25 protein-coding genes are annotated in these 22,621 nt (G+C 72.3%); 8 read left to right on the top strand and 17 right to left on the bottom strand.

Annotated elements, in window-relative coordinates; genetic code table 11:
• Positions 1-83: 83 nt before the first annotated feature.
• The 5 genes from ACIQ8J_RS06340 to sigE all read right to left on the bottom strand — a co-directional run bounded on the left by ACIQ8J_RS06340 (position 84) and on the right by sigE (position 5,322).
• On the bottom strand, positions 84-770 hold the full coding sequence (locus ACIQ8J_RS06340; RefSeq protein WP_403267771.1) for a hypothetical protein: 687 nt from the start codon (positions 768-770) through the stop codon (positions 84-86).
• A 132-nt stretch (positions 771-902) separates the two neighbouring features.
• Positions 903-1,355 carry a sec-independent translocase gene (locus tag ACIQ8J_RS06335; protein WP_403267117.1) on the bottom strand — a complete coding sequence of 151 codons (453 nt, stop codon included), beginning with the start codon at positions 1,353-1,355 and terminating at the stop codon, positions 903-905.
• 153 nt (positions 1,356-1,508) lie between these two features.
• Positions 1,509-3,479 (bottom strand): trypsin-like peptidase domain-containing protein, encoded by a 1,971-nt coding sequence (locus tag ACIQ8J_RS06330; protein ID WP_403267120.1) that lies wholly within the window; start codon positions 3,477-3,479, stop codon positions 1,509-1,511.
• An 89-nt stretch (positions 3,480-3,568) separates the two neighbouring features.
• Positions 3,569-4,549, bottom strand: a complete 981-nt coding sequence (locus tag ACIQ8J_RS06325) for a zf-HC2 domain-containing protein (protein ID WP_403267123.1) — start codon at positions 4,547-4,549, stop codon at positions 3,569-3,571.
• On the bottom strand, positions 4,546-5,322 hold the full coding sequence (gene sigE / locus ACIQ8J_RS06320) for an RNA polymerase sigma factor SigE (protein ID WP_403267125.1): 777 nt from the start codon (positions 5,320-5,322) through the stop codon (positions 4,546-4,548). The genes ACIQ8J_RS06325 and sigE overlap by 4 nt, the downstream gene beginning before the upstream one ends.
• Before the next feature lie 166 nt (positions 5,323-5,488).
• Here sigE and ACIQ8J_RS06315 point away from each other — a divergent pair, with 166 nt between their 5' ends.
• Entirely contained in the window at positions 5,489-6,154 is a 666-nt protein-coding gene (locus ACIQ8J_RS06315; RefSeq protein WP_329463215.1) for an O-methyltransferase, read from the top strand.
• Positions 6,155-6,311: 157 nt separating this feature from the next.
• Here ACIQ8J_RS06315 and ACIQ8J_RS06310 read toward each other — a convergent pair whose 3' ends face one another.
• Complete coding sequence (locus ACIQ8J_RS06310) at positions 6,312-6,479, bottom strand: DUF3117 domain-containing protein (RefSeq protein WP_003966491.1); 168 nt, start codon at positions 6,477-6,479, stop codon at positions 6,312-6,314.
• 320 nt (positions 6,480-6,799) lie between these two features.
• On the opposite strand from ACIQ8J_RS06310, the gene ACIQ8J_RS06305 reads away from it, so the two are divergent.
• A complete protein-coding gene (locus tag ACIQ8J_RS06305) occupies positions 6,800-7,600 on the top strand; it encodes an enoyl-CoA hydratase/isomerase family protein (protein ID WP_403267128.1) in 801 nt (266 codons plus the stop codon).
• Between the two features lie 38 nt (positions 7,601-7,638).
• Here ACIQ8J_RS06305 and ACIQ8J_RS06300 read toward each other — a convergent pair whose 3' ends face one another.
• Together ACIQ8J_RS06300 and ACIQ8J_RS06295 are read right to left on the bottom strand one after the other, a co-directional pair.
• Positions 7,639-8,220, bottom strand: coding sequence for a DNA-3-methyladenine glycosylase I (locus ACIQ8J_RS06300; protein ID WP_403267129.1), 582 nt, complete (start codon positions 8,218-8,220; stop codon positions 7,639-7,641).
• Positions 8,217-8,711, bottom strand: a complete 495-nt coding sequence (locus tag ACIQ8J_RS06295; RefSeq protein WP_403267131.1) for a cell division protein DivIVA — start codon at positions 8,709-8,711, stop codon at positions 8,217-8,219. Before ACIQ8J_RS06295 ends, ACIQ8J_RS06300 begins: the two co-directional genes overlap by 4 nt.
• A 114-nt stretch (positions 8,712-8,825) precedes the next feature.
• On the opposite strand from ACIQ8J_RS06295, the gene folP reads away from it, so the two are divergent.
• Positions 8,826-9,710 (top strand): dihydropteroate synthase, encoded by an 885-nt coding sequence (gene folP / locus ACIQ8J_RS06290; RefSeq protein ID WP_403267133.1) that lies wholly within the window; start codon positions 8,826-8,828, stop codon positions 9,708-9,710.
• A gap of 88 nt (positions 9,711-9,798) precedes the next feature.
• Here folP and ACIQ8J_RS06285 read toward each other — a convergent pair whose 3' ends face one another.
• A complete protein-coding gene (locus ACIQ8J_RS06285; RefSeq protein WP_403267135.1) occupies positions 9,799-10,560 on the bottom strand; it encodes a TIGR00730 family Rossman fold protein in 762 nt (253 codons plus the stop codon).
• 169 nt (positions 10,561-10,729) lie between these two features.
• On the bottom strand, positions 10,730-11,809 hold the full coding sequence (gene dapE, locus ACIQ8J_RS06280; RefSeq protein WP_403267138.1) for a succinyl-diaminopimelate desuccinylase: 1,080 nt from the start codon (positions 11,807-11,809) through the stop codon (positions 10,730-10,732).
• Positions 11,810-11,858: 49 nt separating this feature from the next.
• Here dapE and ACIQ8J_RS06275 point away from each other — a divergent pair, with 49 nt between their 5' ends.
• Positions 11,859-12,836 (top strand): hypothetical protein, encoded by a 978-nt coding sequence (locus tag ACIQ8J_RS06275; RefSeq protein WP_403267140.1) that lies wholly within the window; start codon positions 11,859-11,861, stop codon positions 12,834-12,836.
• A 322-nt stretch (positions 12,837-13,158) separates the two neighbouring features.
• Positions 13,159-13,575, top strand: coding sequence for an ATP-binding protein (locus tag ACIQ8J_RS06270; protein WP_403267142.1), 417 nt, complete (start codon positions 13,159-13,161; stop codon positions 13,573-13,575).
• Positions 13,576-13,647: 72 nt separating this feature from the next.
• Here ACIQ8J_RS06270 and dapC read toward each other — a convergent pair whose 3' ends face one another.
• Together dapC and fdxA are read right to left on the bottom strand one after the other, a co-directional pair.
• A complete protein-coding gene (gene dapC, locus ACIQ8J_RS06265) occupies positions 13,648-14,769 on the bottom strand; it encodes a succinyldiaminopimelate transaminase (protein WP_403267144.1) in 1,122 nt (373 codons plus the stop codon).
• A gap of 104 nt (positions 14,770-14,873) precedes the next feature.
• A complete protein-coding gene (gene fdxA, locus ACIQ8J_RS06260) occupies positions 14,874-15,194 on the bottom strand; it encodes a ferredoxin (protein WP_003985062.1) in 321 nt (106 codons plus the stop codon).
• A gap of 141 nt (positions 15,195-15,335) precedes the next feature.
• On the opposite strand from fdxA, the gene ACIQ8J_RS06255 reads away from it, so the two are divergent.
• Genes ACIQ8J_RS06255 through ACIQ8J_RS06245 form a run of 3 tightly spaced genes read left to right on the top strand, consistent with a single transcriptional unit; the run spans position 15,336 to position 17,888 of the window.
• On the top strand, positions 15,336-16,331 hold the full coding sequence (locus tag ACIQ8J_RS06255) for a GNAT family N-acetyltransferase (protein WP_403267147.1): 996 nt from the start codon (positions 15,336-15,338) through the stop codon (positions 16,329-16,331).
• Positions 16,332-16,348: 17 nt separating this feature from the next.
• Complete coding sequence (locus ACIQ8J_RS06250) at positions 16,349-17,179, top strand: transglutaminase-like domain-containing protein (RefSeq protein ID WP_403267150.1); 831 nt, start codon at positions 16,349-16,351, stop codon at positions 17,177-17,179.
• A 25-nt stretch (positions 17,180-17,204) separates the two neighbouring features.
• Entirely contained in the window at positions 17,205-17,888 is a 684-nt protein-coding gene (locus tag ACIQ8J_RS06245) for a C39 family peptidase (protein ID WP_403267153.1), read from the top strand.
• Here ACIQ8J_RS06245 and ACIQ8J_RS06240 read toward each other — a convergent pair.
• The 5 genes from ACIQ8J_RS06240 to ACIQ8J_RS06220 all read right to left on the bottom strand — a co-directional run bounded on the left by ACIQ8J_RS06240 (position 17,858) and on the right by ACIQ8J_RS06220 (position 22,434).
• Positions 17,858-18,823 (bottom strand): FG-GAP repeat domain-containing protein, encoded by a 966-nt coding sequence (locus tag ACIQ8J_RS06240; RefSeq protein WP_403267156.1) that lies wholly within the window; start codon positions 18,821-18,823, stop codon positions 17,858-17,860. The genes ACIQ8J_RS06245 and ACIQ8J_RS06240 overlap by 31 nt on opposite strands.
• Positions 18,824-18,954: 131 nt before the next feature.
• Positions 18,955-19,560, bottom strand: a complete 606-nt coding sequence (locus tag ACIQ8J_RS06235; protein WP_403267158.1) for a response regulator — start codon at positions 19,558-19,560, stop codon at positions 18,955-18,957.
• Positions 19,557-20,690, bottom strand: coding sequence for a sensor histidine kinase (locus ACIQ8J_RS06230; RefSeq protein ID WP_403267774.1), 1,134 nt, complete (start codon positions 20,688-20,690; stop codon positions 19,557-19,559). The genes ACIQ8J_RS06235 and ACIQ8J_RS06230 overlap by 4 nt, the downstream gene beginning before the upstream one ends.
• A gap of 71 nt (positions 20,691-20,761) precedes the next feature.
• Positions 20,762-21,502 carry an ABC transporter permease gene (locus ACIQ8J_RS06225; RefSeq protein WP_403267160.1) on the bottom strand — a complete coding sequence of 247 codons (741 nt, stop codon included), beginning with the start codon at positions 21,500-21,502 and terminating at the stop codon, positions 20,762-20,764.
• Entirely contained in the window at positions 21,499-22,434 is a 936-nt protein-coding gene (locus ACIQ8J_RS06220) for an ABC transporter ATP-binding protein (RefSeq protein ID WP_403267163.1), read from the bottom strand. Before ACIQ8J_RS06220 ends, ACIQ8J_RS06225 begins: the two co-directional genes overlap by 4 nt.
• Positions 22,435-22,621: the final 187 nt, after the last annotated feature.

The following is a 22,621-nucleotide window of genomic DNA, read 5'->3' as shown; positions in this document are numbered from 1 at the left end:
CGCCAGGCATACGTAAGGGGCGCCCGCCAATTGCGGGCGCCCCTTACGCGTGCTCTGCCTGCTTCTCCTTGCCGTCCGCGTCCTTACGCGTACGAGGCGATGTCCATGACGACCGAGAACGCGAGCCCGTACGCGCTCAGCCCGCGCCCGTACGCCCCGAGGTGCACCCCGCTCTCCGCCGAACCGGCGAGCACCCAGCCGAACTCGGACTCGCGGTAGCGGAAGTCGGTCGGTACGCCGTCGACGGGGAGCGAGAGCGACGACCAGTCGGCGCTCTCCAGATCGTCGGCGAGCTCCCAGGCCGCCTCGGTCTGCTGGTCCAGCCAGTTGCCGCGCCGTACGTGGTCCATCTGCGCGGGCCAGGTGAACGAGAGCAGCCCCGAACCGGCCAGCCAGGCGGCCGAGGAGACCGAGGTGGCCTCCAGGACGCCCGTGCCGTCACCGCTGCGGCGCACCGGGTTCGCGGGAATGGTCACGACCACCGCGAACCGGTCCCGGTCCGCCCCGGACCGGTCCGGGGCGTCGGGCCGTATCGACGGCTCGTCGCCGTGTCCGACCGAGCCGTGCTCGACCGTGCCGTCGGCGTCGAGCGCCACCTGCATCAGCCAGCGGGGCCCGGTGAACGCCGCGTCGAGTCCGTACCAGGGGAAGGGTGCGCGCAGATAGCCGTCGAGCGTACGCCAGGCCGCCGACACTCCCTCCGGTGTGGACCGGGCGCCCCGGGGCGCCCCTTGAGCGGGCTGACCCGCCACCTGGCTTGTCGTCTCCATCTGCCCGGCCGCCTCCTCGATCAGTAGCGTCCGGAGCGGCCCGCCCCTGCGGGCGTCCTGGCTGCCGGACAGATGGAGGATAGCCACCCCCGACCCGACTCATCGGGAAAGCCCATGTCGGATTGGCGTGTATCAGGTCGCGTCGGCGTCGAACGGGGGGCGCTCGCCCGGTTCGAGCTTCTCGCGCTTCTTGAACATGTCCGGGGTGCCGGCCGAGCCGTTCACCGAACCGCCGACGGCCGTCGCGGCGGTGGCCGCCTCCCGGCCGTTCACCGCGTCCGCGACCTCTTCGATGTCCTTGCGCAGGTCGAAGCTGTTGCGGATCTCCTTGAGCCCCAGGTCGTCGTTGCCCATCAGCTGCTTGCGGACGAACGTCTTGGGGTGAAGGTCCTCGAACTCGAAGTCCTTGAACTCCGGACCCAGCTCGGACCGGATGTCCTGCTTGGCGCTCTCCGAGAAGCTGCGCACCTTGCGGATGACGTTCGAGACGTCCTGGATGAGCTTGGGCAGCTTGTCCGGGCCGAAGATGAGCACGGCGAGGACCACGAGTGTGACCACTTCCATGGGCCCTATGTCAGTGAACACCCGCTGCTCCTCGTGTTCTCAGTGCTCGCGATCTCGGCGCTTGCTGCTCAGCTCCGCGTCCAGTCATGGACCGCTCCACGGTACCCGCCGAAACTGTCGGCACGGTACATCCGGGGTGGCCTTTGGGCATCGTCGGAGCTGCCCGGGGACGCCTCAGGACGCGGAGCCCAGGGTCAGGGTGAGCTCCTGCTCCTTGCCGTCGCGCCGGAGCGTCAGCCTGAGCTGGTCACCGGGGCGGTGCGCGCGGATCTTCACTATCAACTCCTCGCCGCTGTGCACCCGCTGTCCGTCCACCTTGGTGATCACGTCCTGCGACTTGATGCCCGCCTTTGCGCCGGGTCCGCCGGCCGCCACTCCGGGTCCGCCGCCGTTCGCCTTGTCGCCGACGCGGGCGCCGTCGCCGGTGAACTTCATGTCGAGCGTGACGCCGATCACCGGGTGCGTCGCCCGGCCCGTGTTGATCAGCTCCTCGGCGACCCGCTTGCCCTGGTTGATCGGTATGGCGAAGCCGAGCCCGATCGAACCGGCCTGGCCGCCGCTCCCGTCCGCGCTGCCGCTGCTCGCCGACCTGATCGCACTGTTGATGCCGATGACGCGGGCCCTGGAATCGACCAGCGGGCCGCCGGAGTTCCCCGGGTTTATCGGAGCGTCGGTCTGGAGCGCGTCGACATAGCTGACGTCGGTGCCGTCGCCCTTCTCGCCCCCCGCCGTGATGGGGCGGTCCTTGGCGCTGATGATCCCGGAGGTGACGGTGTTGGAGAGGTCGAAGGGCGCGCCGATGGCCACCACCGGGTCGCCGACCAGCACGTTGTCGGAGTTGCCGAGCGGCAGCGGCTTCAGCCCGGATACGCCGGTGACCTTGACGACGGCGAGGTCGTACCCGGTGTCGCGGCCGACCACCTCGGCGGCTGCGCTCTCGCCCCCGCTGAAGGTGACCGAGATCTTGCCCGAGGAACCGGCGGGCTGGACGACGTGGTTGTTGGTGAGGATGTGCCCGGCGTCGTCGAGGACGAAGCCGGTGCCGGTGCCGGACTCGGTGGCGCCCGTGACATGGAGGGTGACCACGCTCGGCAGCGCGCTCGCGGCGATCCCGGCGACGCTGTCCGGCGCCCGGCCCTGCGGCTGCTTGCCGGCCTGCGGCAGCTGAACGCTGGTGAGACCGCCGTTGCGCTCGACATACGCCCCGACACCGCCGCCGATGCCTCCGGCGACCAGGGCGAGCAGCACGGCCCCGGCGAGCAGCGCCCCGCGCCGCCGCTTCGGGGGCGCGGGCTGCCCGGCCAGGCTGAGCGGCTCCGCGGGCGCGCCCCAGGGGTCGTACTGGCGCCATTGGGAACTCGGCGGCGCCGATGCCTGGGGTGCGGTGTACGGGGGGTGCGGTGCGGGTGCGGGGGCCTGCGGTGCGGCGTAGGTGGCCTGCGCGGGCAGCTCGGTGCCGCCCGGCGGCGTCGGCAGCGGGCGCTGCACGGGCGGCGCGGGCGCCCACGGCCCCGGCCCGCCGTAGGGGGGCGTCCCGTAGGGATCGGGCGCGTGCAGGGGCCGGCGGGGCGCGGGTGGTTCGGGACGCGGTTCCGGGCGTACGTCGTGCTGGTCGTGCCCATCGGTTGGGTGCGCGGGGCTAGGGGCCGCGGGCGGCATCGGGGTGTCGTGCGCGGAGGGCGTCTGCTCGGCGGTTACGTCGTGCGCGTCGGCGGGGCTCGCCTGTGCCGGGGCAGCCGCCGGAACCGGGCTGTCGTCCGAAGCCGAGGGGACGGCGCCCCGCGCTGCGGGCGTCGGCTCAGCGGCCGGGCTTTCCGGAGCTGCCTCGACGGCCGGGGTCGGCTCGGCGGCCGGGCTTTCCGGACCCGCCTCGGCGGCCGGGGTCGCCTCGGCGGCCGGGGTCGCCTCGGCGGCCGGGGTCGCCTCGGCGGCCGGGGTTCCCGGAGCCGCCTCTTTGGAGGCAGTCGCCTCGGCGGACGTGCCTCCCGGGGTCGGCTCGGCGGCCCGGGTCGGTGGGGCCAACTCGTAGGTGTCGGCCGGGGGTTCGGCGGGGGTGGCCGGCGTCTCGGGGGCGGTGCGGGGGCGGCCCGCCAGGGGGCGGCTCCACCACTTCGGCTTCGGCCCGGTGGGCTTCCCCTCGTTCATGCTCTCCCCGCAACTCGCTGACCTGCGTGCCCTGACGGACACCCTCCCCCGGATTCAACCAGGTTGCCGGGGGCGGCGGCAGGGCGCGGTCAGCGCCGGGCGGTGAGCGGCAGCCCGGCGGCGAACAGGGCCGTCGGCTGCGCCTGCGCCGACGGGGTGGCGGAGGGAATCGCGGGAAGCACGCCTGCCGGGAGGTCCGTCGTGGTGAGCGGCAGGGTCGCCACCGCCGGCCGTATCAGCGGAGGCAGGGACGAACCGTTCAGCCGACCCGCCGGGAACGCGCCGCCCAGCGGCTGGACGGGGCCGCTCGGTGCGGGCATGCCGCTGAGGTTGGCGAAGCCCACCGGGGCCGTGGGCTGCTCGGGCGCGGCCGCGAGCACTCCGCCGCCACCGCGTCTGCGGTCCTCGGCGGAACTGCTGCTCGGCGCCGAGGCCCCGGACCGCAGCGGGGTGACATTGCTGCCGCCCGCGGCACGCGCACCGTTCGCCGAGCCGAGCGGCAGGGTGCCGCCGAGCGCAATCGCCGCCAAGGACACGGCACTTGCGGCGGCGAACGCGAACCGGCGGCCGCGCCACACCGAACCGGACCGGTCCTGCTCGGACCTGCCCACCTCGTGGATGCGGAAGCCGTCGCCCGCCAGCACGTCGGGCAGCACCGCCGCATGGGAGCCGACCGGGACGTAGCCGAAGCCGCCCGAGCGGGGAACGCGCGGATCCCGGGGACCGCCCGCGGTGGGACTCAGCGCCCCGAGTCCTCCGAAGAACCCGTCGCTCTGGCGCCCCCCGCCGAGCGGTCCCCCCGAGCCGTCGTCGTCACCCCCGGGTCCGGCGGGCCCGTCGGACAGTCCCTGGAGCCGGGCGAGGAAGCCTTCCGAAGGGGGCGGCGGGGCCGCCTGGGCGAACACGTTCTTCAGCCGGCGCTGCGCGTCGGCCTCCGCCTTGCACTTGGCGCAGGTCGCCAGATGGGACAGGACCCGCTCGCGGGCATCGTGGTTCAACTCGCCGTCGACCAGGGCGGCGAGCCGGTCCCCGAGGTGATGTTCCGCCGGGGTGGGACTTGTACCACTCACGCCGTCCCCTCTCCGACCACCCCGAGAGCTCCGGGCGCCACCCCCGCGAGCGCGCGCTGCTGCTCCGCGCGGGCCTCGGGCGAGCGGTGCTGCAGGGCCTTGCGCAGGTGGGAGCGGCCGCGGTGGATCCGGCTGCGGACGGTGCCGAGCTTCACTCCGAGGGTGGCCGCGATCTCCTCGTAGGACAGGCCCTCGATGTCGCAGAGGACGACGGCCGCACGGAACTCGGGCGCCAGCGTGTCGAGCGCCTGCTGTACGTCGGCGTCGAAGTGGGCGTCGTTGAAGACCTGTTGGGGCGAGGGCTCGCGGCTCGGCAGGCGCTCCGCCGCGTCGTCGCCGAGCGCGTCGAAGCGGATCCGCTGACGACGGCGGACCATGTCGAGGAAGAGGTTGGTGGTGATGCGGTGCAGCCAGCCCTCGAAGGTGCCCGGCGTGTACGTCGACAGGGAGCGGAAGACGCGGACGAAGACCTCCTGGGTGAGGTCCTCCGCATCGTGCTGATTGCCCGTCAGGCGGTAGGCGAGGCGGTAGACGCGGCCGCTGTGCGTGCTGACGATCTCCTCCCACGTAGGGGGAGTCCACGCCTGGGAATCCGCGTCGGCGAAGGTCGCGGTAGTTGCGGAACTGGTAGCGCGGGAACGGTCAGCAATGTAGGTCACGGATTTCGGCTCACCCGCCGACCTGAGAAAGCGCCGCAGCACTCCTCCCCGATCCACAGGCGCAGCCGCACCTCCCCTGTCGGCTCTGGTGGTGTCCAGTGGAGCCCCTACCATAGCCACCTCGCCCGTTAGCTCCGGATAAGAATCTTTACGTGCATTTGGGACCGGCTTCCGGCCCTCTGCTCCGAACTTGTCCATGCGCTCCCCCCGCCGTTCCCCCTGTCCTCCCTAACGCGCGGTCCCATCTGCGGGTTCCCGACTCCAGCGGATACAGTCACCGTTGCGCCAACCAAGGGGACAGGAGAGGGCCATTACCGCCAACCGGCAGACGAGCTGGGCGTTCGCCGACGCCTTTGTCGCCGAGGACGACGCGCTGCGCTGGGCCCGTGACCGGGCCCGTGAGGCAGGTCTGCGTTCGGTGTCCCCGGGGACCGGCGCCGCGCTGCGGCTGCTCGCTGCCACGGCGGACGCCAAGGCGGTCGCGGAGATCGGCACCGGCACCGGCGTCTCCGGGATCTACCTCCTGCAGGGGCTGCGGCCGGACGGCGTGCTGACCACCGTCGACCCGGAGCCGGACCGCCAGCAGTTCGCCAAGCAGGCGTTCCGCGCGGCGGGCTTCGCCGCCAACCGGGCGCGCTTCATTCCCGGGCGCGCGCTGGACGTACTGCCGCGGCTCGCGGACGGCGGGTACGACCTGGTGTTCTGCGACGGCGACCGGACCGAGTCCCTCGACTGCCTCGCTGAATCGTTGCGCCTCTTGCGCCCCGGCGGAATCGTCTGCTTCGAGGGCGTCTTCGCGGACGGCCGCACGGTCGATTCGGGGGTGCAGCCGGCCGAGGTGCTGCGGCTGCGCGAACTGCTGCGCGCGGTGCGCGAGAGCACGGAGCTGGTCGAGTCGCTGCTGCCGGTCGGCGACGGGCTGCTCTGCGCGGTACGCCGCGGCTGACCCGGCTGCCTGACCCCACCCATTGAACCCGGCCCGGCTGGGCACCCGGAAACACAGCCCACCACCGGCCCCCGGAAACAACACCGCCCCGGCACGGCATGCACAGTCGTACATACCGAACCGGGGCGGTGCAGAGAGTCTGGGTCGGACCGCTGACTCAGCCGACGACCTTCTTCAGGGCGTCGCCGAGGGCATCGGCCTCGTCCGGAGTCAGCTCGACGACAAGCCGACCGCCGCCTTCGAGCGGAACGCGCATGACAATGCCCCGCCCCTCCTTGGTCACCTCGAGCGGGCCGTCGCCCGTCCGCGGCTTCATGGCCGCCATGCTCGTTCCCCTTCCTGAAACCAGCTCATCGTCAGCCGACGGCCCCCGGGATTGGGCACGCGTCACGGCATCGAACACATTGCTTCCAGGTCATTATCCCGCATCGCAGGACCCGATGACCAACATCGGTCCGCATCGCTTGCGCAACGCGCTCTATCAAAACCACTCAATTCGGCGATCCGCCTGCGATACTTCGCCGCCGCGGGTTCCCCCCGGAGCGCCGATTGTTTGACGCAGGTCACATGCCCAGTGCTGGTGATCTCCGCCATGCTGGGCGGACACGACGACTTCGCAGTATCCGCGACGGAGGGGATCCGACCATGGCCGACACCGTGCTGTACGAGGTGAGCGACGGGCTCGCGACGATCACGATCAACCGGCCCGAGGCCATGAACGCCATGAACACGGAGGCGAAGGTCGCCCTGCGCGAGGCGGTGCGGGCCGCCGCCTCGGACCCGGCGGTACGGGCCGTGCTGCTCACCGCGAGCGGCCGGGCGTTCTGCGTCGGCCAGGACCTCAAGGAGCACGTGGCTTCGCTGACGGCGGACCGCGAGAGCGGCACCGGGCAGACGATGAGCACCGTGCAGGAGCACTACAACCCGATCCTGAGGGCGCTCACGGAAATGCCCAAACCCGTGGTGGCCGGCGTCAACGGGGTCGCGGCGGGCGCCGGGCTCGGTTTCGCGCTGGCCGCGGACTACCGGGTGGCCGCAGACACGGCGTCGTTCAACACGTCGTTCGCCGGGGTGGCCCTGACCGCCGACTCGGGCGTCTCGTGGACCCTGCCGCGGCTGATCGGCCAGTCGCGCGCCGCCGACCTGCTGCTCTTCCCGCGCTCGATCTCCGCGCAGGAGGCGTACGAGGTGGGTCTGGTCAACAAGGTCGTCCCCGCCGCCGAGCTGGCCGCCGAGGCCCTCGCGGTGGCCCGCACGCTGGCGGCCGGCCCGACGCTGGCGTACAGCGCGCTGAAGGAGTCCCTGGCGTACGGCGCGGCGCACACGCTCGCCGAGACGCTGGAGAAGGAGGACGAGCTCCAGACGGCGGCGGGCGCCTCCGAGGACCACACCATCGCGGTCACGGCGTTCCTCGCGAAGGAGAAGCCGAAGTACGTGGGCCGCTGACCGCTGAGCGGGCGGCGCGGGGCGGGGCCCGCGGGCTCTCAGGCGCCGCCCCGCGCCACACAGTCCGCCAGGTGGTCGTCCACCAGACCGCAGGCCTGCATCAGGGCGTACGCCGTCGTCGGGCCGATGAAGCGCAGGCCCCGCTTCTTCAGGGCCTTGGACAGCGCCGTCGACTCGTCGGTGACGGCCGGGATGTCCGCCAGTGTCCGGGGGGCCGGGCGGGCGGCCGGGTCCGGAGCGTACGACCAGATCAGGGCGTCGAGCTCGCCGGGTGACCACGCGGCGAGGACCCGCGCGTTGGCGACCGTCGCGTCGATCTTGGCGCGGTTGCGGATGATGCCCTCGTCGCCGAGCAGCCGCTCCTTGTCGGCGTCGGTGAACTCCGCCACCGCCGCGATCTTGAAGTCCGCGAAGGCGCGCCGGAAGCCCTCGCGGCGGCGCAGGATCGTGATCCACGAGAGACCCGACTGGAAGGCCTCCAGGCAGAGCCGCTCGTACAGCGCGTCGTCGCCGTGCACCGGGCGGCCCCACTCGGTGTCGTGGTACGCCACGTAGTCCTCGGTGGACAGCCCCCAGGGGCAGCGCAGCCGGCCGTCGGGGCCGGGGATCGCGGCGGTCACCGCTGGGGCTCCTCGTCGGACGGCTCGCCGGTCCCGGGCCAGTGCGTCACCGGGCTACGGCCTCCGGCCGCGGGCCCCGGCCGGTCCTGACGCTCGTCGTGCGCGGGGCGGTCGTCGGGCGCGGGGCGGTCGTCGGGCGCGGGGCGAGCGTCGGGCCGCGAGGACGAGGTGGGGCCCGACGGATGCGTCGGGCGGGCGCCGCTCAGGGCCGACTGGAGCTCGGTGATCCGCGCGTCCCGCTCGGCGAGCTCCGCGCCGAGCCTGCTCAGCACGTCGTCCACGTCCGCCATCCGGTAGCCCCGCAGCACCACCGGGATGCGCAGTGCCTCCAGGTCGCCCCGGGCGACGGGGCGGTGCTCGGGCAGCGGATCCACCAGGTGCTCGGGCTCGGCGTCCGGCAGCACCCCGCCGTCGTCACCGCCGCCGCCCACCACGGCGAGGGTCACCGCGGCGACCACGACGACCATCGCGATCAGCAAGAACCAGAACACGAGCGAGCCTCTTCCCGACGCCGGAAACTGTTCGGGTCCGATCGTGCCATGCGGCACTGACAGCTAGGGTCGCAGGCGGACACCGGCCCAGGAGCACAGCGGAGGACACAGGGGATGCACAGCGGAACGGACCGCGGCACGCTGCGGCTTGGCCGACGGGAATTCGCCGCACACGAGCCGGTGATCATGGCCATCGTGAACCGGACCCCCGACTCCTTCTACGACCAGGGCGCGACGTTCCGCGACGAGCCCGCCCTGGCCCGGGTGGAGCAGGCGGTGGCCGAGGGCGCCGCCATCATCGACATCGGCGGGGTGAAGGCGGGCCCCGGCGACGAGGTGACGGCCGAGGAGGAGGCGCGACGCACGGTCGGTTTCGTCGCCGAGGTGCGCAAGCGGTTCCCCGAGGTCGTGATCAGCGTCGACACCTGGCGGCACGACGTGGGCGCGGCAGTGTGCGAGGCCGGAGCGGATGTCCTGAACGACGCGTGGGGCGGTGTCGACCCGAAGCTGGCCGAAGTCGCGGCGCGCTACGGCGCCGGTCTGGTGTGCACGCACGCGGGCGGCGTCGAGCCGCGCACCCGGCCGCACCGGATCGCGTACGACGATGTCATGGCGGACATCCTGCGGGTGACCGTGGGCCTCGCCGAGCGGGCCCTGGAGCTGGGCGTGCGGCCCGACGGGATCATGATCGACCCCGGTCACGACTTCGGGAAGAACACCCGGCACAGCCTGGAGGCGACGCGGCGCCTGGAGGAGATGGCGGACACCGGGTGGCCGGTCCTGGTCTCGCTGTCCAACAAGGACTTCGTGGGCGAGACGCTGGACCGGCCGGTGAAGGAACGGCTGGTCGGCACGCTGGCGACGACGGCGGTGTCCGCGTGGCTGGGTGCCCGGGTCTACCGGGTGCACGAGGTCGCCGAGACGCGGCAGGTGCTCGACATGGTGGCGTCCATCGCGGGCCACCGCCCCCCGGCCGTCGCCCGGCGGGGGCTGGCCTAGGGGGTGTCCGGTGGGTCAGGGTCGGACAGGGCGCGACCCCGGCCATGACCCACCGGACACCCCCTAGGGACACGCCACCAGGGCGCGGCTACCGCCCGACTTCCTTCGTCACCAGCGCCACCGCCTCGTCCACGTCGTCCGTGACGTGGAACAGCAGGAGGTCGCCCGCGGAGGCCTTGCCCTGGCCCACCACGGTGTCGCGCAGCCAGGCCACGAGACCGCCCCAGTACTCCGTGCCGAACAGCACGATCGGGAAGCGGGTGACCTTGCGGGTCTGGACCAGGGTCAGGGCCTCGAACAGCTCGTCCAGCGTGCCGAGTCCGCCCGGCAGCACGACGAAGCCCTGGGCGTACTTGACGAACATGGTCTTGCGGACGAAGAAGTAGCGGAAGTTGACCCCGATGTCGACGTGCGGGTTGAGCCCCTGCTCGAAGGGGAGCTCGATGCCGAGGCCCACGGAGATGCCGTTGGCCTCCCTGGCGCCCCGGTTCGCTGCCTCCATGGCGCCGGGCCCGCCGCCGGTGATCACGGCGAAGCCCGCGTCGACCAGCGCCCGGCCGATCCGCACGCCCGCGTCGTACTCGGGCGTGCCGGGCTCCGTCCGGGCGGAGCCGAACACGCTGATGGCACTGGGCAGTTCGGCCAGCGCGCCGAAGCCCTCGACGAATTCGGACTGGATGCGCATGACCCGCCAGGGGTCGGTGTGCACCCACTCGGAGTCGCCTTCGGAGTCGAGCAGGCGCTGATCGGTGGTGCCGGCCTGCACCTGGTCGCGGCGGCGCAGCACCGGCCCTAGCCGCTGCTCAAGCCGCTGCTCCGCCGGAAACGGTGCTCCCTCGGGGTTGGCCATGCCGTGCTCCCTCCGCTGACGATGTTGCGCTTGCTCAGCCAGGGTAGGTCGGCGAACGTTACGAGAGGCGGAATTCAGGCAGGCCACACCGCTTTCGGGGCCTTGAACAACAGCTCCGGACCGGTCGGCCGGACCCGCGGCCGCGGCTCGCGGCCGGGAGCGGGCCCGCTCAGTCGGTCAGCCAGGCCCGCAGCCGCAGCTCGCAGTGCGTGATCCGCTCGACGGCGACGTGCTCGTCGCGCTTGTGGGCCAGCACCGGGTCGCCCGGCCCGTAGTTGACGGCGGGGATGCCCAGGTCGCCGAAGCGCGCGACGTCGGTCCAGCCGAACTTGGGGTGCGCGGTGCCGCCGACCGCCGCCATGAACGCGGCCGCGGCCGGGTGCGAGAGGCCGGGCAGCGCGCCCCCCGAGTGGTCGTCGACGATGAACTCGGCGATGTCGCAGTCGGCGAACACCTTGCGGACGTGGGCGATGGCCTGGTCGCGGGTGAGGTCGGGCGCGTACCGGTAGTTGACGGTGACCGTGCACTCGTCCGGGATCACGTTGTTGGCGACGCCGCCCTCGATGCGTACCGCGTTGAGGCCCTCGTGGTACTCCAGGCCCTCGATCACCGGGCGGCGCGGCTCGTAGGCCGCCAGCTTCGCCAGGATCGGGGCGACCGTGTGGATGGCGTTGGAGCCCATCCAGCTGCGGGCGGAGTGGGCGCGCTCGCCGCTGGTCCTCAGAAGCATCCGCAGGGTCCCCTGACAGCCGCCCTCGACCTCGGCGTTGGAACCTTCGAGCAGCACCGCGAAGTCGCCCTCCAGCCAGTCGGGGCGGGCTTCGGCGACCTTGCCGAGGCCGTTGAGGTGGGCCGCGACCTCCTCGTTGTCGTAGAACACGAACGTGAGGTCGCGGTTGGGCTCGGTCACCGTCTGCGCGATCCGCAGCTGCACCGCCACGCCCGACTTCATGTCGCTGGTCCCGCAGCCCCACAGCAGGCCGTCGCCGTCCAGGCGGGAGGGCACGTTGTCGGCGATCGGCACGGTGTCGATGTGGCCGGCCAGGATGACCCGCTCGGCGCGGCCCAGGTTCGTGCGCGCCACGATGTTGTTGCCGTACCGGTCGACGGTGAGGTGCGCCAGCTTGCGCAGCTCGCGCTCGATGGCGTCCGCGAGGGGCTTCTCCTGGCCGCTCTCGGAGGGGAAGTCGACGAGCCGGGCGGTGAGCGTGGGGGCGTCCGCGGTGAGATCCAGGGTGGTGTCAGCCATGCGCCCGACCCTAACTCCACCTCGGGGCGTCACAGGACGCTCCAGTACGGTGGGCACCGTGTCCGAGCCCATCGACCTCCCGCGCCCCTCCCGACGCGGCCGCCTCCTGCGCATCACGGCGGCCCTCGTCGTCCTGCTCGCGATCGCCGGATATCTGGTGGTTCAGTACATGAGCGGCGGTCCCGGCGCGCCCAGATGTGTGGCGGGCACGGGCAAGGGGGAGGGCGCCACGTTCGGGATGAGCCCCGAGCAGGCGCAGAACGCGGCGACGATCACGGCCGTCGGCATCTCGCGCGGGATGCCGGAGCGGGCCGTGACGATCGCGCTCGCCACCGCGCTCCAGGAGTCGGGCCTGCGCAATCTGGACCACGGCGACCGGGACTCGCTGGGCCTGTTCCAGCAGCGGCCCTCGCAGGGCTGGGGCACCGCCGAGCAGATCATGGACCCGGTGTACTCGGCCGGGAAGTTCTACAAGCACCTCGCCGAGGTCCCGGGCTACTCGCGGCTTCCGCTGACGGTGGCGGCGCAGAAGGTGCAGCGCAGCGGCTTCCCGCAGGCGTACGCCAAGCACGAGCCGGACGCGACGGTGCTGATGTCGGCACTGACCGGGCGCGAATCGGCGTCGCTGACCTGCACGGTGGCCAAGAACGTGCAGCCGGGCGATCCGGTGAAGGTGCGCGCCGATCTGACGCGGGCGTTCGGCGAGGGCGTGGTGCCCGCGAAGCAGCCGCCCGGCGCGGGCCAGGAGGTCACGGTGCCGGTCTCCGTCACCGACGGCGCGGCCGCCTCCGGATCCGGCCGGGAGCAGCGCGGCTGGGCGCTCGCGCACTGGGCGGTGGCCCAGGCCGAGGCGCTGCACATCGAGCAGGTCTCCTACGCGGGCCGCGCCTGGCGCGCGGACGACGCGGCCAAGGGCTGGACCACGGCCCCCGCCCCGGCCACGGCCGCCTCCGCGTCCTCGCCGGATCCGGCCGCGGGCCCCGCGGGCGGCTCCGTGGACGAGGTACGGATCGCCCTCACCCCTTGACCGCTGCCACCCCGCAACCCCTTTCGGGCACCCGTTCCGGGGCTCACTCGATAGGGGCACCGCGCCATTCCCCGCACGGTGTTTCGCACCCCCGTCCGGACAGCGCCGTGGTGAATCGTCAATTCCCTTGAGAACAAAGGGATCTGACGCATCGTCAGCGATTCCTGAACGGATTCATTTGCCCGTTTTTATCCACAGTAGATAATGCGACGCATTACGAACTCTTTGCTCGGGGTCGCCGCAACTTCTCCTCCCCCAACGGCGGTTGTCACTGCGTCCGAGACCGGACAGCAGAAATCTCCAACCCGTCTGAAGGAGCACCATGTCCCTCCCCCTGACCCGTCGGATCGCCCGCGCCGCGCTGCTCATCGCGGCAGGTGCAGCGCCCGTGGTCGGTGCGGCCGGCTCCGCAAGCGCCGTTGATCTGCCCCAGGCCGCTCCCAACCTGGGCGGCCTGACCCAGATGGACCCCAGCTCGGTCAGCAACACCCTGGACGGGGCGACCCAGAAGGCCACCGGCCTGGCCGGTGACGCCGGCGCCGCCACGGTCAAGAGGGCCGTGCCGGCCGCGGGCAAGACCCTCGGCCAAGCGGGCAGGGCGGCCACCCCCGTCGCGCAGAAGGCGGCGGGTGACGCGGCGGGCAGCGCAGGCGAAATCCTCGGCTCGACCGGCGGTCTGGCCCCCCAGGGCCTGCCGAGCACCGACCAGCTCCCCGTGAAGGGGCTGCCGATCGGCTGACCGGGAATCGGGTGATGCGAAGGGGCCCGGGGAGTGCACACTCCCCGGGCCCCTTCCGCGTACGCCCGCGGACTACTGGCCGAGCCGCTTCACGGCCGCCTCGACCCGCTCGTCGGTCGCCGTGAACGCGACCCGCACGAAATGCTCGCCCGCCGTGCCGTAGAAGTCGCCGGGCGCCACCAGGATGCCGAGTTCGGCGAGGTGCGCCACGGTCTCCCAGCAGCCCTCGTCGCGGGTCGCCCACAGGTAGAGGCTGGCCTCGCTGTGCTCGATGCGGAAGCCGTGCTTCTCCAGGGCCTCGCGCAGCGCCGCCCGCCGGGCCGCGTACCGCACCCGCTGCTCCTGTACGTGCGAGTCGTCGCCCAGCGCGGCGACGGTGGCCGCCTGCACGGGCGCGGCGGTCATCATGCCGCCGTGCTTGCGGATCTGGAGCAGCTCGCCGAGCACGTCCGCGTCACCGGCGACGAAGGCGGCCCGGTAGCCCGCCAGGTTGGAGCGCTTGGACAGCGAGTGGACGGACACGATGCCCTCGAAGCTGCCGCCGCACACGTCCGGGTGCAGCACCGAGACCGGCTCGGCCTCCCAGCCCAGCTCGAAGTAGCACTCGTCGGAGAAGACGAGCACGCCGTGCTCGCGCGCCCAGGCCACGATGCGTACGAGCTCGTCCTTGGCCAGGACCCGGCCGGTCGGGTTGGACGGCGAGTTGAGCCAGAGCAGCTTCAGATGCGTGGGGTCGAGCTCGGTGCCCGCGGGGTCAGCCGCAAATGTCTCGGTGTCGTAGACGACCGGCTCGGCGCCGCACAGCCGCGCGCCGACCTCGTACGTCGGGTACGCGAGCCGGGGGTAGGCCACCTGGTCGCCCGCGCCGAGGCCGAGCTGGGTCGGCAGCCAGGCCACCAGCTCCTTGGAGCCCATGACCGGAAGGATGTTGGTGTGCTCGACGGAGCGCGCGCCGAGCCGCCCCTCCAGCCATCCCTTGATCGCGTCCCGCAGCGCGGGGGTGCCCCACACGGTCGGGTAGCCGGGCGAGTCCGCCGCCCCGATCAGGGCCTGCTGGACGATCGCCGGGACCGGGTCGACGGGCGTGCCGACGGAGAGGTCCACGATGCCGTCCGGGTGGGCCGCTGCCGTCGCCTTGTACGGCTCCAGCTTGTCCCAGGGGAAGACGGGCAGGCGCGAGGAGACTGCGCTCACGGAAGGGGCTCACTTTCTCGTACGTACGGGGCGGGGCGGCGGGGCCGGGAAACACCGCGGCCCCGTACGGCAGCTCAGCCGTACGGGGACCGGGGAGAGCGCGGTCAGCCGTTCTGCGGCGGCAGCGCTGCGATGAAGGGGTGGTCCCGCTCGATCAGGCCGAGCTTGGAGGCGCCACCGGGCGAACCGAGCTCGTCGAAGAACTCGACGTTCGCCTTGTAGTAGTCCTTCCACTCCTCCGGGGTGTCGTCCTCGTAGAAGATCGCCTCGACCGGGCACACCGGCTCGCAGGCGCCGCAGTCGACGCATTCATCCGGGTGGATGTACAAGGACCGGGAGCCCTCGTAGATGCAGTCGACCGGGCACTCTTCGATACACGCCTTGTCCTTGACGTCGACACAAGGCTGCGCGATGACGTAGGTCACGCTGTCGTTCCTCCTCGATAGGGCGCGGCGGGCCGATCTGCGGCTCCGTCCACGTGGCGCGCGGGAGCGCGGCGTCGTCGATGCCCACACCTAGTATCTCCGGTTCGGGGCGCGATCCGAACAGGAGGGGCGGAGAGACCTGTGGAATTCACCACCGGCGGACGGCTTGAGGTCCGAATTACGGCTGCCGATACGGGCAAACGCGTATCAGTCCGGCGCCTGAGCTCCAGCGGAACTCCAGGCTCCCTGTTCACCGACACGGTCGGCGTTCTCACATCGTGGGACAACGGTGTGCTGTCGATCACACGAAAGAGCGGCGAGACGGTACGCATCGAGGAGTCCTCGCTGGTCGCGGGCAAGGTCGTCCCCGCGGCCCCGGCCCGCCGCCGCGGCCCGGCCGCCTCCTTCGAGGAGCTCGCACCGGTCCTCGCCCGCGCCTGGCAGCCGGTGGAGAGCGAGCGTCTCGGCGAGTGGACACTGCGGGCGGCGTCCGGATTCACCCGCCGGGCGAACTCCGTCCTGCCGCTGGGCGACCCCGGCATCCCGCTCGCCGACGCCCTCGCGTACGTACGCGGCTGGTACGCGGCCCGCGGGCTCCCCGCGTACGTCCAGGCCTCGACGGGCGCCGCGGGCACCCAGGAGCGGCTCTGCGCGGATCTTGAACAGGCGGGCTGGGAGCGCGAGGTGAGCGCCGAGGTGCGGATCGCGGCGCTGGCGCCCATCGGCGACCTCGACGCGGACGTGTCCCGGGTCCGCCTCGCCCGTACCGTCGACGCGGCGTGGCTGGCCCGCTACCAGCGGTCGGTGACCCCGGGTGAGCACGTGCTGAAGGTGCTGAACAGCGGCCCCTCGGTGTGGTTCGCCGCCGTGCCGGGCGAGGGGGAGGCTCCCGCCGCGATCGGGCGGTGCGTGGTGGACGGCCGCTGGGCGGGCTTCATGGCGGTCGAGGTGGACCCGGCGCACCGCCGCCGGGGTCTCGCGACGGCCGTGATGACCGCGCTGGCCCGCCGGGCCCTGGACGAGGGCGCCTCGGCGGCCTGGCTTCAGGTGGAGGCGGACAACGACGGCGCCCGCGCGCTGTACGAGGGCCAGGGGTTCGCGACGCACCACAGCTACCACCACTTCCGCCCCCGGTGACCGGATACGAGGCCGACATGGAACCGGAAGTCCCCGACTGGCGGCGGGAGTTCGCCGAGGAGGCCCGCTCGGAGCGGCCCGACGTGGTGACGCTCTGCCTGCTCCTCGGCGCGGTCGCCGACCCCTCGCTCGGACGGCGGGGCATCGACGCCGCCCACATCGAGCTGGACCGGCTGGCCGGCCTGCTCCCCTTCGGCCTCACGGGCTCCCGCGCCTGGGCCCTCGCGCTCGCCGAACTCCTCGGCGGCGCCTGCGGCTTCCGAGGCACCCAGGCCGACTACCAGCGCCTGGAGTCGTCCCTGCTGCCCGAGGTGCTGCGCCGCAGACGCGGTCTGCCGATCCTGCTCTCGGTGATCTGGATCGAGGTGGCGCGGCGGGCCGGGGCGCCGGTGTACGGGGTGGCGCTCCCCGGCCACTTCGTGGTGGGCTTCGGCCCCCGGCGGGACCAGGTTCTGGCCGACCCGTTCGACGGGGGCCGGCTGCTGACCGCCGCCGACGCGGAACTCCTGGTGGCGGGCGCGACGGGCGCCCCGCTCGACGAGTCGATGCTGACCCCGGCCGACCCGCTGGACATCGTGCTGCGCATCCTGAACAACATCCGCGCCTGGGCGGCGGCCCGCCCGGAACACAGCGACGTGGCCCTGTGGGCCGTGGAGCTGTCGCTGCTCCTGCCGTCCCACCCGGCCCGGCTGCGCTACGAACGCGCCCAACTCCTGGTCCAGCGAGGCGACTTCCTGGCGGGCGCCGCCGAGCTGGACCAGTACGCGGACGTGGTGGAGCCGGTCGATCCGGACGCGGCGGAGTCGATCCGCCGAAGGGCCCGCGCGGCCCGCGCCATGCTGAACTGACCAGCTCGCCTAGGCTCCTGTGCCCATGACCCACCAGCACGCAGAGATCGTCCATCCGGTCCCGTACCACGCCCAGTGGGCCTCCCCCGAGCTCGTACCGGCGATCGTCAGCGGCACGCTGCCGGCGGCCGAGGACCCGCGGTGGCCCGAGTACGGTGCGGCCGACGCGGCGGAGTACGCGTGGTGGTCGTGGCGGCTGTGCGGGGTGGCCTGTCTGCGGATGGCGCTGGAACACTGGCAGGGCTCGGCGCCCAGCGCGATGGCGCTCGCGGCCGAGTGCGTCGAGGCCGGGGCCTACGTCCGCCACGGCGACCGCCTCGACGGTTTGATCTACGCGCCGTTCGCCTCGTACGTACGGACCCGGTGGGGCCTGGAGGCGGAGTCGCGGCCGGACCTGCCGCTCGCCGAGATTCCCGGACTCGTCGCGTCCGGGCGGCTGTTGATGCTCTCGGTGGACCCGGGGGTGCGCGAGCTGGGGCCGGATCCGGGGCGGCGCGGCGGCCATCTGGTCCTCGCGGTGGGGACCACCGAGGAGGCCGTCGTCCTGCACAACCCGTCCGGCTTCCCCGGCGGCTCGCAGGAGTTCGCCCGCGTCCCGTGGCACGAGCTCGCCCGCTTCTACGCGGGGCGCGGCGTGGTGCTGGGGCCGCCCTCTGAGGAGGACGGCCCGAGCCGGGGTCAGGAACCCATCATGCGGAACATGTCGTAGCCGAAGCCGATCTTGACCGGCGGGGCGTACGGGGAGCCCGCGTCGCCGGTGCCCCGGTAGAAGTACAGGTCGCCGCCGGCGGTACGGGCCAGCAGGTCGGCCTTGCCGTCGCCGTCCATGTCGCCGAGCGACAGCAGCTTGTCGTACACGTTCCAGCCCGCGCCGATCCTGGTGCGCGGCTCGAACGGCGCCTTGTAGTCGCCGGTTCCCTTGTACAGCCACAGCACGCCGGACTTGTCGCGCGCGACGATGTCGGCACGCCCGTCGCCGGTCAGGTCGCCCTGGCCCGCGATCTGCGTGTACGCGTCCCAGCCGGAGCCGATCCTGATGCGCGGGGTGACCCGGCCGTCCGGGTAGGCGAGGTACGTCCAGAGCACACCGGCCTTGTCGATGGCGATGATGTCGGCCTGCTCGGCGCCGCCGAGGTCGCCGGGCGAGAGGACCTTGTCGTAGATCTCCCAGCCGAAGCCGACGGTGATGACGTTCACGCCGTGGGAGGTGTCGGAGTAGTTCAGCTGACCGCTGTCCCACCAGGTGTAGTTGCCGTCCTCCTTGCCGTCCTTGTTGTTGTCGACGGCCTGCTGCTGCACCTCACCCGTGTAGTTGATGTCATCGGCGTCGATCAGCTTGATACCGGCCTTCAAGCCGCCCTTGCCGTCCTGCCAGTAGCTGTAGATGCTGCCCCGGCGGTCGACCGCCGTCATGTTGAACGCCGGCGTGCTGACCTCGCCCGGGGCCGCTGCGGCGCGCGGCGCGGCGAACGCCGGCGGCGCGGCGGCGGCCTTGCGCTGGGCCTGGGCGCGCTTGGCGTCCGCACCGCCCGGGGCCGTGTCGGCCGAGGCGGAGCCCGCGGCCGTACCGGCTATGGCGAGGCTGAGGGCGGCGGCCGCGAGCCCGTTCAGCACGCGGCGGCTCTTGAAGTGCGTCAATGTCACGTAATGCTCCCCGTATCACGCGTGGAACAGCGGCAACTCCGTTCACGGATGCCGCACATGTCCCCGGGAGTCTTTCACAGCCTTTTCACAGACAAGCAGGTCGGGCCCGCTCCCGCCGCCCGCGGTTCCGGCTACAGCCAGCCCTTTTCGCGGGCGATGCGGACCGCCTCCGCGCGGTTGCGGACGGCCAGTTTCTGGATGGCCGTCGAGAGGTAGTTGCGGACCGTGCCCTGGGAGAGGCAGAGGGCCGTGGCCAGTTCGGCGTTGGTCGCGCCGTCCGCCGCCGCGCGCAGTACGTCGCGTTCGCGGTCCGTCAGGGGGTTCGCGCCCTCGGCCAGCGCGGCCGCCGCAAGGGTCGGGTCGATGACCCGTTCGCCCGCCAGCACCTTCCGTACCGCCGTGGCCAGTTGGGCCGCCGGGGCGTCCTTGACCAGGAACGCGGAAGCGCCCGACTCCATGGCGCTGCGGAGGTATCCGGGGCGGCCGAAGGTGGTCAGGATCACGATCTTCACGGCCGGGAGTTCGCGGTGCAGCAGGGCCGCCGCCGCTATGCCCGTCATGCCCGGCATCTCGATGTCGAGCAGGGCGACGTCCACCGCGTGGGCGCGGGCCGCCGCGAGCACCTCGTCGCCCCGGGCGGCCTGTGCCACCACTTCCATGTCCGGCTCCAGGCCGAGGAGCGCGGCGAGGGCCTCACGGACCATGGACTGGTCTTCGGCCAGGAGGAGTCGGATCATGTCCCGGATACTAGAGGGATTTCGGACGGATCCGGAATCAGCGGAATCCGTGCGATCAGCGTGAAGCCCTTGCGGCCTGAGTCGGTCTCCAGGACGCCGGACACCTTCTCCAGGCGCTCCGCCAGGCCGGTCAGGCCGTTGCCCGCGACCGGCACCGGGGAGCCGGCCGGGCCCTTGCCGTCGTCCTGGACGCGGAGTTCGAGGAAGCGGCCGTCGAGGGTCTGGCGTTCGCCGATGGTGACCTTGCAGTGCCGGGCGCCGCTGTGGCGTACGACATTGGTGGCCGCCTCGCGCAGCACCCAGGCGAGCACCTCCTCCTCGGCGGCGGGCAGCCCTTCGGGGGCCGCGGTCGGCAGGTCCACATCGATGCCGGCGGCACTCAACGCGGTGCGGGCGCCCGCGAGTTCGGCGGGCAGCGTGGCCCTGCGGTAGCCGCTCACGGCGGCCCGTACGTCGACCAGGGCCTGGCGGCTCACCTGCTCGATGTCCGCCACCTGCTGGGCCGCCTGCTCGGGGTGGCCCGGGAGCATCCGCCCGGCCAGCTCGCTCTTCAGCGTGATGAGCGAGAGCGAGTGGCCGAGCAGGTCGTGCAGATCGCGCGCCATCCTCAACCGCTCCTCGTTCGCGGCCAGTTGGGCCACCGTGGCGCGCGCCTCGCGCAGTTCCACCGAGGTGCGGATCAGATGGCGTACGCCCGTCATCGCGAAGCCGCCGAGGAAGGCGGGGATGACGAGGCCGGGCACGACGTCGCCGACGTGGGTGGCGCGCACCCCGATCAGGGTCATCGTGCCGGTCGACACGACGATCGCCCAGCTCGCCATCGCCATCGGCAGGGCCGCGCCGCACGAGACGGACACGTACACGAAGAGCACCAGCCACGGCGCGCCGAGGGCGAGGGAGAGCGAGATCGCGAGGGCCGCCTGGACGCCGAGGAGTCCGTAGACCGTCGCGTGGGCCGGCGGGCGGGCGGTGTGGCGCAGGACCAGGGCCAGGTAGACCGTGACGAAGGAGGCGAGACCGAGCCAGCCGAGCACGGTGGGCACGGTGGTGTGGTTCCCGTCGAGCAGATCCCCGATCGGGGCACCCATGAAGGCCAGCCAGATGCCGACCCACATCAGCTTCTGCCACATCTGGCGGCGCGTCTCGGGGCGCTGCCCGATCGGCGCCACCGCGTCCGTCCTGTGGCCCTGGTTCACGGCACTCACGCCTTCAAGGTGTCCTTCCGGTACAGCCATGCCGCGCCGCCCGCGAAGAGCAGGAAGTAGAAGACGAGGATGGCGAGATCCTTGCCGTGCGGGGCGTTGCCCAGCTCAATGGCCTGTCCCAGGGCAGCGTACGCGTGCGTGGGCAGCCACTCCGCGATGTTCTGCAGCCACTGCGGGAAGACGGTGCTCGGCATCCACAGGCCGCCCAGGATCGACATGCCGAAGTAGATGATCATCGTGATCGGGCGGACCGCGTCGCCGCTGGCGATGTAGCCGATCGCCACGCCGAGCGCGGCGAAGCAGAGCGAACCCGCCCAGATGGCGACGGTCAGCGCGCCCCACTGCCAGGCCTCGAACCGGACGCCCTTGGACAGGGCCGCGACGATGAACACCACGACGATGCAGGGCAGGGTGACGACGGCGGCGCTGGCTATCTTCGCGAGGACGTAGCCGCGGCCGGGCAGGGTGGTCAGGCGCAGCTGGCGCACCCAGCCCTTCTCGCGCTCCTTGGCGATCTTCTCGCTGTTGCCCATGAGGACGGCGGTGATCGCGCCGAAGGAGGCCATCGAGACCATGTACAGCGCTGGGAAGGTGAGGTCGGTGCCCTTGACCTTGGTGGTGCTGTTCTGCGAGGCCGCGAAGAGCAGGTAGAGCGCCGAGGGGTAGACCACCGAGAAGAACATGAACTTCTTGTTCCGCAGGGTGCGGGTGATTTCGAGCTTGATGAGCGTGTTCATGCTGCGTTGGCCTCCTCGGCCGAGGTGATGGCGACGAAGGCCTGCTCCAGGCCGAGGCCCGCGACTTCGAGGTTGCGCGGGTAGAGGCCGAGCCCGTACACCGCGTGCATCGTCGCGTCGGCGTCGTGCGACTGGATGCGGACGGTGCGGCCCGAGACGTCGATCGTGGACAGGAACGGCAGCCCGCGCAGGGCGGCCTCGTCGATGGCGCCCTCCAGGTCGAAGCTGACCCGCCGGGCGCCCGCCTTCGCCTTGATCTCGACCGCGGTGCCGTCCGCGAGGAGCCGGCCCTTGTGCAGGACGAGCACCCGGTCGGCGATCGCGTCGGCCTCTTCGAGGTAGTGCGTGGCGAACAGGACCGTACGCCCCTGCGCCGCCTGCTCGCGCATGGTCGCCCAGAACGCCTGGCGGGCGGTGACGTCCATGCCGGTCGTCGGCTCGTCCAGGACGATCAGGTCGTTGGCCCCCGCGGTCGCGAGCGCGAAGCGGACCCGCTGCTCCTGGCCGCCGGAGAGCTTGTTGACCCTGCGGTCGGCGATCTGCGCGATCCCCGCGCGGTCCATGACCTCGGCCACCGGGTGCGGCTTCGGGTGCAGGTCGCAGCCGAGCTTGACCAGCTCGCGCACGGTCACGTCCTCCATGAGGCCGCCGCTCTGGAGCATCGCGCCGACCTTGCCGGCGTTGATGGCCTGCGCGGGCGTCATGCCGAAGAGGCGGACCGAACCGGAGTCGGCGTTGCGCAGGCCGAGCAGCAGGTCGAGCGTGGAGGACTTGCCGGCGCCGTTGGGGCCGAGCAGGGCGACCGTCTCGCCGGGGTGGAGCGCCAGCGTCAGGTCGGCCACGGCTTTGACATCGCCGTAGCTCTTGTTCACGTTCTCGAAGCTCACCACGGACTGCGCGGTGCGCTCAGCGGGAGGGGCTGTCTGCGTCATGGATCCAGATTCGCCCACGGCCCCTCGCGGCGGCAGTGGCGCGCGTCGTGGCTTGAACATGACGGATGTCATGGGTACGGACATGACACCGCCCCCCGCACCATCAGGTGCGGGGGCGGTACTAGGGGGTGTCCGGTGGGTCAGGGTCGGACAGGGCGCGGCGGCTGGTGCGGTGCATCGCAAGGCG

The organism is Streptomyces sp. NPDC094147 (assembly GCF_044764265.1).
Lineage (GTDB): Bacteria > Actinomycetota > Actinomycetes > Streptomycetales > Streptomycetaceae > Streptomyces.
This window is presented reverse-complemented; position numbering and strand designations above follow the sequence as displayed.

Excerpts from the sequence above, each read along its gene's own strand:
- ACIQ8J_RS06340 (WP_403267771.1), bottom strand. The coding sequence starts at position 770 with ATGGAGACGACAAGCCAGGTGGCGGGTCAGCCCGCTCAAGGGGCGCCC.
- ACIQ8J_RS06330 (WP_403267120.1), bottom strand. The coding sequence starts at position 3,479 with ATGAACGAGGGGAAGCCCACCGGGCCGAAGCCGAAGTGGTGGAGCCGC.
- sigE (WP_403267125.1), bottom strand. The coding sequence starts at position 5,322 with ATGGTAGGGGCTCCACTGGACACCACCAGAGCCGACAGGGGAGGTGCG.
- ACIQ8J_RS06310 (WP_003966491.1), bottom strand. The coding sequence starts at position 6,479 with ATGGCGGCCATGAAGCCGCGGACGGGCGACGGCCCGCTCGAGGTGACC.
- ACIQ8J_RS06305 (WP_403267128.1), top strand. The coding sequence starts at position 6,800 with ATGGCCGACACCGTGCTGTACGAGGTGAGCGACGGGCTCGCGACGATC.
- folP (WP_403267133.1), top strand. The coding sequence starts at position 8,826 with ATGCACAGCGGAACGGACCGCGGCACGCTGCGGCTTGGCCGACGGGAA.
- ACIQ8J_RS06285 (WP_403267135.1), bottom strand. The coding sequence starts at position 10,560 with ATGGCCAACCCCGAGGGAGCACCGTTTCCGGCGGAGCAGCGGCTTGAG.
- dapE (WP_403267138.1), bottom strand. The coding sequence starts at position 11,809 with ATGGCTGACACCACCCTGGATCTCACCGCGGACGCCCCCACGCTCACC.
- ACIQ8J_RS06270 (WP_403267142.1), top strand. The coding sequence starts at position 13,159 with ATGTCCCTCCCCCTGACCCGTCGGATCGCCCGCGCCGCGCTGCTCATC.
- ACIQ8J_RS06250 (WP_403267150.1), top strand. The coding sequence starts at position 16,349 with ATGGAACCGGAAGTCCCCGACTGGCGGCGGGAGTTCGCCGAGGAGGCC.
- ACIQ8J_RS06245 (WP_403267153.1), top strand. The coding sequence starts at position 17,205 with ATGACCCACCAGCACGCAGAGATCGTCCATCCGGTCCCGTACCACGCC.
- ACIQ8J_RS06235 (WP_403267158.1), bottom strand. The coding sequence starts at position 19,560 with ATGATCCGACTCCTCCTGGCCGAAGACCAGTCCATGGTCCGTGAGGCC.
- ACIQ8J_RS06230 (WP_403267774.1), bottom strand. The coding sequence starts at position 20,690 with ATGTGGCAGAAGCTGATGTGGGTCGGCATCTGGCTGGCCTTCATGGGT.
- ACIQ8J_RS06225 (WP_403267160.1), bottom strand. The coding sequence starts at position 21,502 with ATGAACACGCTCATCAAGCTCGAAATCACCCGCACCCTGCGGAACAAG.
- ACIQ8J_RS06220 (WP_403267163.1), bottom strand. The coding sequence starts at position 22,434 with ATGACGCAGACAGCCCCTCCCGCTGAGCGCACCGCGCAGTCCGTGGTG.